This is a genomic window from Halomonas sp. ML-15 (genome assembly GCF_014779595.1).
Classification (GTDB): domain Bacteria; phylum Pseudomonadota; class Gammaproteobacteria; order Pseudomonadales; family Halomonadaceae; genus Franzmannia.
In genome coordinates this window covers 674,486-680,934 of the sequence record NZ_JACXZT010000019.1, presented here as the reverse complement: position 1 = coordinate 680,934, position 6,449 = coordinate 674,486, and the positions used below count along the sequence as shown (strand labels likewise).

The following is a 6,449-nucleotide window of genomic DNA, read 5'->3' as shown; positions in this document are numbered from 1 at the left end:
GAGGTTCACGGCGCCATCGGCGAAGCGGGCGATACGGATCTTGGGGCCCTGCAGGTCGCCGAGGGCGGCGACGCTCCTGCCGAGGCGTGCGGCGATCTCGCGGACCCGGGCCAGGCGCTGGCGGTGGTCGTCGGCGGAGCCGTGGGAGAAGTTGAGGCGCACCACGTCGACGCCGGCCTCGAGCATGGCCTCGAGGACGCCCTCGCGGTCGCTGGCCGGCCCCAGGGTGGCGACGATCTTGGTGCGGCGGATGGTAGACAGGTTGACGCTCATAAAGCCCTCGGCAGCACCAGGATGGCGCGCAGGTCGTTGACGTTGGTGCGCGTTGGCCCGGTGATGATCAGGTCGTCCAGCGCGGCGAAGAAACTGTAGGCGTCGTTGCGTGCCAGGTGGTCCTCTATCGACAGCCGGGCGGCCCGGGCGCGGTCCCAGCACTCGGGACCGAACAGCGCTCCGGCGTTGTCCTCGGAGCCGTCGATGCCGTCGGTGTCGATGGCCAGGGCGTAGATGCCCGGCGCGCCCTTGAGCGTATCGAACAGCCCCAGCAGATACTCGACATTGCGCCCACCGCGACCATCGCCCTGGACGGTGACGCTGGTCTCACCGCCGGAGAGAATCAGCAGCGGCGTGTTGATCTCACTCTGGGCGGTCAGCGCCATGCGCCCCTGGGCACGCCCCAGGTCCCGCGCCTCGCCCTCGAGGTCATCGCCGAGCAGTCGCACCTGCACGCCGCTGCGCTCGGCGCGCCCGCGAGCGGCCGCCAGGGCGTCGCTGGCCTTGGCCAGCACCCGCGAGACATCGCGGGCAAAGTCCGGGGAGCCCACCTGGGGCGCCGAAGCGTCGCTGATCAGATGCCGTCGCACGCTGTCGGGAATCTCGATGGTGTGACGCTCGAGGATCGCCAGAGCATCGCGCGGGGTGGTGGTATCCGGCAGCGTCGGGCCTGAGGCGACCAGGGTCGGGTCGTCGCCAGGCACGTCGGAAATCAGGTACGTCACCACCCTGGCCGGATGCGCCGCGGCGGCCAGGCGCCCCCCCTTGATCGCCGACAGGTGGCGGCGCACGGTATTGATCTCACGAATCGGCGCCCCGCAGCGCAGCAGCGCCTGATTGATGGCCTGTTTCTGGCGCAGCGCCAGGCCTCGCGCCGGCAGCGTCATCAGCGCCGAGCCGCCGCCCGAGATCAGCGCGATCACCAGGTCGTCCTTACCGAGCCCGGACACGCTATCGAGCATGCGCCTTGCAGCCTGCTCGCCGAGGTCATCGGGCATCGGGTGCGACGCCTCCAGCACCTCGATGCGCCGCATGCCACCCTGTGGCGACACCCCGTGGCCATAGCGAGTCACCACCACACCGTCGAGGGGGGCGTCAGGATAGTGCTGCTGCCAGGCACGCTCCAGCGCCTGGGCCATGGCCGCGGCGGCCTTGCCGGCACCGACCACCAGCGTGCGACCGGCGGGTGGCGCCGGCAGGTTTTCCGGCAGCAGGGCATCGGGATGGACAGCGGCAACGGCGCCCTTGGCCAGGCGCAGTAGCCACTGGCGGGTCGACTCCGTACTGGTAAAGGGGGCGGGGGGGATAAAGGCATTCATCGGTCAACTCCTCACAGCACGCAGTGCGCGACGCAAGTGAAAGCGGGATAGCGTATCGGGGAAGCAAAAAAACCGGTGACAAGCCGCATGTCGCAGGGGGGCGCCTGTCACCGGTGGAAGGCCACATGCCGTGGCGATGGCAGACGACGACCCGACGCCTGCCAACTCATGCGGAGCGCTTGCACTCCCTGTTCTAGCGCCCCTCGGAAAGGGGCGAGGCTCAGCTACCGATTTCGTGGTCGGCGAGCTGCTCGAGGGCGCGCACGATGCCGGCGTGATCCCAGTCGGCACCACCGTGAGCGGCGCAGGCCTGGAACAGCTGCTGGGCGTTGGCGGTGCCGGGCAGCGACAGATCGAGGCTGCGCGCGCCTTCCAGCGCCAGGTTGAGATCCTTCTGATGCAACTGGACCTTGAAGCCCGGGTCGAAGGTGCGCTTGATCATGCGCTCGCCGTGCACGTCGAGGATCTTCGACTGTGCCAGACCACCCAGCAGCGACTCGCGTACCTTGGCCACGTCGGCACCGGCCTTGGACGCGAACAGCAGGCCTTCGGCCACCGCCTCGATGGTCAGTGCAACGACGATCTGGTTGGCGACCTTGCAGGTCTGGCCGGCACCGTGATCGCCGATATGAGTAATGGTCTTGCCCATCACCTCGAGGATCGGCAGGGCGCGCTCGAAACCCTCAGCGGTGGCGCCGACCATGATGGTCAGGGCGGCGTTGATGGCACCGCCCTCGCCGCCGGAGACCGGGGCATCAACGTACTCGCCGCCGGCGGCATGGATACGCTTGGCGAAGTCCTGGGTGGCGATCGGTGCGATCGAGCTCATGTCGATCACCAGGGTGCCCGGCTTGAGCCCTTCGATCACGCCGCCTTCGCCGAACAGCACCAGCTCGACGTCCGGAGTGTCCGGCACCATGGTGATGATCACCTCGGCCTGCTCGGCGACCGCCTTGGGGCTCGCTGCGGCAGTGGCGCCTTTATCCGCCAACTCGGCGGGAATCGGCTTGCCGCGCTCGACGCTGACGATCTCGTGGCCGGCATCCAGCAGGTGCCCTGCCATGGGGCGGCCCATAATGCCCAGGCCGATAAATCCGATCTTGCTCATAATATGTCTCCTGTCAGATTGTCACTGTGCTTGCTGAGTGTGCGCTCGCTTCCAGCCACTGTAGAGATGAGCGCCGGGCAACACTCACCCGATCAGCGCACGCTATCCAGCCAGCCCAGGCCCTCGCGGGTGGTAGTGGCCGGCTTGTATTCGCAGCCGATCCAGCCGTCGTAGCCGAGTCGATCAAGGTGCGCGAACAGGAACGGGTAGTGGATTTCCCCCGTCCCCGGCTCGTGGCGCCCGGGGTTGTCGGCCAGCTGCACGTGGGCGATCTGGGCCAGGTGCGTCTCGATGGTCGGGGCCAGATCGCCTTCCATGATCTGCATGTGGTAGATGTCGTACTGCAGCTTGAGGTTAGCGCTTCCCACGGCCTCGAACAGCGCCAGCGCCTGCTCGGTGCGGTTGAGGAAGAAGCCCGGGATATCGCGGGTATTGATCGGCTCGGCAAGCAGCAGGATACCCGCCGCCTCGAGCTTGTCGGCGGCATAGCGCAGGTTGTCGATCAGCGTCTGGCGCGCCTGCTCCTGGCTGACGCCCTGAGGCTGAATGCCGGCCAGGCAGTTGACCTGCTTGCAGCCCAGCGTCGTGGCGTAGTCGATAGCCTGCTCGACCCCGGCGCGAAACTCCTCGACGCGATCCGGATGGCAGGCGATACCGCGCTCGCCGGCGGCCCAGTCGCCGGCCGGCAGGTTGTGCAGCACCTGGGTCAGGCCGTTGGCGTCGAGTTTGGCCTTGATCTCGCTGGCCGGATAATCGTAGGGGAACAGGTACTCGACGCCCTTGAAGCCCGCCTGGGCGGCGGCCTCGAAGCGGTCGAGGAAGTCCTCCTCAGTGAATAGCATGCTGAGGTTGGCGGCAAACTTGGGCATATCGAATCTCCGTTGGGTCGTACGTTATTGCTCGGGGCTTGTCTTGCGACAGGCCTGTGAGGAGGCGCTGTGAATACATCCCTGTACGCTACCGATTCCCTGCGGCGCTCTCGCATCCTGCTCCGCTTGCAGGGCCGGTGCTGGCCATCCATGGCCAGCCCGTTCGGAGCAGTGCTCCTCACCCCTGGAATCGGACCTCCTCTGCGGCCTGTCCCAAGCGCCCCTTGTGTGCGCAGGTTTCAGGTCAGGGCGCTGATTGAGGTGGGCGCATCCTCCTGGTTCTCGGCCAGGTCCTCGAACTCGTTGACGCCGCCCAGGTCGGTGCCCATGGCAATGTTGGTGACCCGCTCGAGGATCACCTCGACCACCACCGGCACGCGGTGCTCACGCATCAGCTCGCGGGCCTGCTCCAGCGCCGGGGCGATCTGCTCGGGTTGAGTCACACGCAGTGCCTTGCAGCCCAGCCCCTCCACCACCGAGACGTGATCGACACCGTAGTCGTTGATCTCCGGGCAGTTGATATTCTCGAACGACAGCTGCACGCAGTAGTCCATGTCGAAGCCGCGCTGGGCCTGCCGGATCAACCCCAGGTAGGAGTTGTTCACCAGCACATGGATATAGGGCAGCTTGAACTGGGCGCCCGCGGCGAGCTCTTCAACCATGAACTGGAAATCATAGTCGCCGGAGAGGGCCACCACCTCGGCGCTCGGGTCGGCGCGGCACACCCCCAGCGCCGCCGGGATGGTCCAGCCCAGCGGTCCGGCCTGGCCACAGTTGATCCAGTGGCGCGGCTTGTAGACGTGCAGGAACTGGGCGCCGGCGATCTGCGACAGGCCGATGGTGCTGACATAGCGGGTGTCGCGACCGAAGACCTTGTTCATCTCCTCATAGACCCGCTGCGGCTTGACCGGCACGTTGTCGAAGTGGGTCTTGCGCAGCAGCGTGCGTTTGCGCTCCTGGCACTCCTCGGCCCAGGCGCTGCGCTCCTTCAGCGTGCCGGCCGCCTGCCACTCCTTGGCGATCTCGACGAACAGCTCGAGCGCCGCGCGGGCATCGGAGACGATGCCGTAGTCGGGGCCGAAGATGCGCCCGATCTGGGTCGGCTCGATATCCACGTGGACGAAGGTACGCCCCTCCGTATAGGTCTCGAGGTTACCGGTGTGGCGGTTGGCCCAACGGTTGCCGATCCCCATCACGAAGTCGGAGGCCAGCAGAGTAGCGTTGCCGTAGCGATGTGAGGTCTGCAGACCGACCATGCCGGCCATCAACGGGTGGTCGTCGGGGATGGTGCCCCAGCCCATCAGGGTCGGAATCACCGGCACGCCGGTGATCTCGGCCAGCTCGGTCAGCAGCTCGCTGGCATCGGCGTTGACGATGCCACCCCCGGCCACCAGCAGCGGTCGCTCGGCGGCGTTGAGCATCGCCATGGCTTTCTCGGCCTGGGCCCGTGAGGCGCTGGGCTTGTAGGCCGGCAGCGGCTCATAGGTGTCGGGGTCGAACTCGATCTCGCTCATCTGCACGTCGATTGGCAAGTCGATCAGCACCGGGCCGGGACGCGAGCTGCGCATCAACTGAAAGGCCTGCTGGAAGGCGCGCGGCACCTGGGCCGGCTCGAGCACGGTGACCGCCCACTTGGTCACCGGGCCGGCGATGGCCTGGATATCCACCGCCTGGAAATCCTCCTTGTGCAGCTTGGCGCGCGGCGCCTGGCCGGTAATGCACAGGATCGGAATCGAATCGGCACTGGCCGAATAGAGTCCGGTGATCATGTCGGTGCCGGCGGGGCCGGAGGTCCCGATGCACACGCCGATATTACCGGCCTGGGTACGCGTATAGCCCTCGGCCATATGCGAGGCGCCCTCGACGTGGCGCGCCAGCACATGATCGACGCCCCCCACCTTGCGCATGGCGGCATAGAAGGGGTTGATGGCGGCGCCGGGGACACCGAATGCCATCTCGACGCCCTCCTTCTTGAGCACGTGAATGGCGGCTTCTGCTGCGGTCATCTTGGCCACGACGATTCTCCTCAGTGACGTGAGCAACGGTTGTTGTATACCAAGCTAGACCGCCTGAGATTTTCCGTCAATATTTTGTGGAAAATATTTCCACTAAAATTGATTATACCGGTTATTCGGTTTTTTTATTCAAGCAGATAGCCATGAACCTGCAGGCAAAAAACCGCTTCACAGCGTAGGCGTTACGGGCAGCGAGCGGGCACGCCAAACGGGCAGGAGGCAAGCCCCCCGCCCGCTACGGCAGATGCAGGTCGACGCCGCCAGGCTCGGCGGCTATCTGATGGGTCAGTCGAGGCTGACGCGCAGCGCCAGTGGATACTCGTCGCAGTTGTTGCCGTCGCCACCGCGGTCGACGACCAGGAATTCCCCTTCCCGCTCGAGCACCGACTGGATGGCGTGCCAGGTCCCGGCGCGGTAGTTGACGCCCTGGCGGCCGTCGGTGACGAAGGCGCGTACGTCGCCCGGGTCGATGCTGTCCCCCGGCGGCGCCACCACGATGATAAAGCGCTCCCCGTGCAGCGGCATAAAGGCTTGGCTGCCCTGGGGGTGGCGCTCGAGGAAGTCGAGTTCCAGCGGCAGCGTGACCGGCTGGCTGACGAAGATGCTGATCAGCGTATGCGCCTGCTCACCGAGGGTCTCGACCTTGGCCAGGTCGTGATAGCGGCGGGTGCGCCCGGCATTGATATGAAAGTAGTCCGCAGTGCGCGTATCGATGACGTCACCGAAGGGCGCAAAGGCCTCCGGCGTCAGCGGCGCGGCGTTGAGTTCCAGCATGTAGGCTCCATTTCCCAGGCTTTATTATGTATAGCAACGCAATGGCAGAGTCCCGCCACTCGAGGCTGATCCGGCGACAGGCCTACGAGGG

Annotated in this window: 6 protein-coding genes; all 6 read right to left on the bottom strand. The window is 66.2% G+C overall.

Going from position 1 to position 6,449, the window contains the following annotated elements; all coding sequences use genetic code 11:
- Positions 1-273, bottom strand: a 273-nt coding sequence (locus IEI94_RS14815; protein ID WP_263574629.1) for a pyruvate kinase, incomplete at its 3' end; no start/stop codon positions are given.
- Entirely contained in the window at positions 270-1,592 is a 1,323-nt protein-coding gene (locus IEI94_RS14810) for a glycerate kinase (protein WP_191168050.1), read from the bottom strand. The genes IEI94_RS14810 and IEI94_RS14815, both read right to left, overlap by 4 nt.
- Before the next feature lie 220 nt (positions 1,593-1,812).
- Complete coding sequence (locus tag IEI94_RS14805) at positions 1,813-2,700, bottom strand: 2-hydroxy-3-oxopropionate reductase (RefSeq protein WP_191168049.1); 888 nt, start codon at positions 2,698-2,700, stop codon at positions 1,813-1,815.
- 92 nt (positions 2,701-2,792) lie between these two features.
- Positions 2,793-3,569: a hydroxypyruvate isomerase gene (gene hyi, locus IEI94_RS14800; RefSeq protein WP_191168048.1), complete on the bottom strand. Its 777-nt coding sequence runs from the start codon at positions 3,567-3,569 to the stop codon at positions 2,793-2,795.
- A 239-nt stretch (positions 3,570-3,808) separates the two neighbouring features.
- Positions 3,809-5,584, bottom strand: a complete 1,776-nt coding sequence (gene gcl / locus IEI94_RS14795; protein WP_191168047.1) for a glyoxylate carboligase — start codon at positions 5,582-5,584, stop codon at positions 3,809-3,811.
- Between the two features lie 285 nt (positions 5,585-5,869).
- On the bottom strand, positions 5,870-6,358 hold the full coding sequence (locus IEI94_RS14790; RefSeq protein WP_191168046.1) for an ureidoglycolate lyase: 489 nt from the start codon (positions 6,356-6,358) through the stop codon (positions 5,870-5,872).
- Positions 6,359-6,449: the final 91 nt, after the last annotated feature.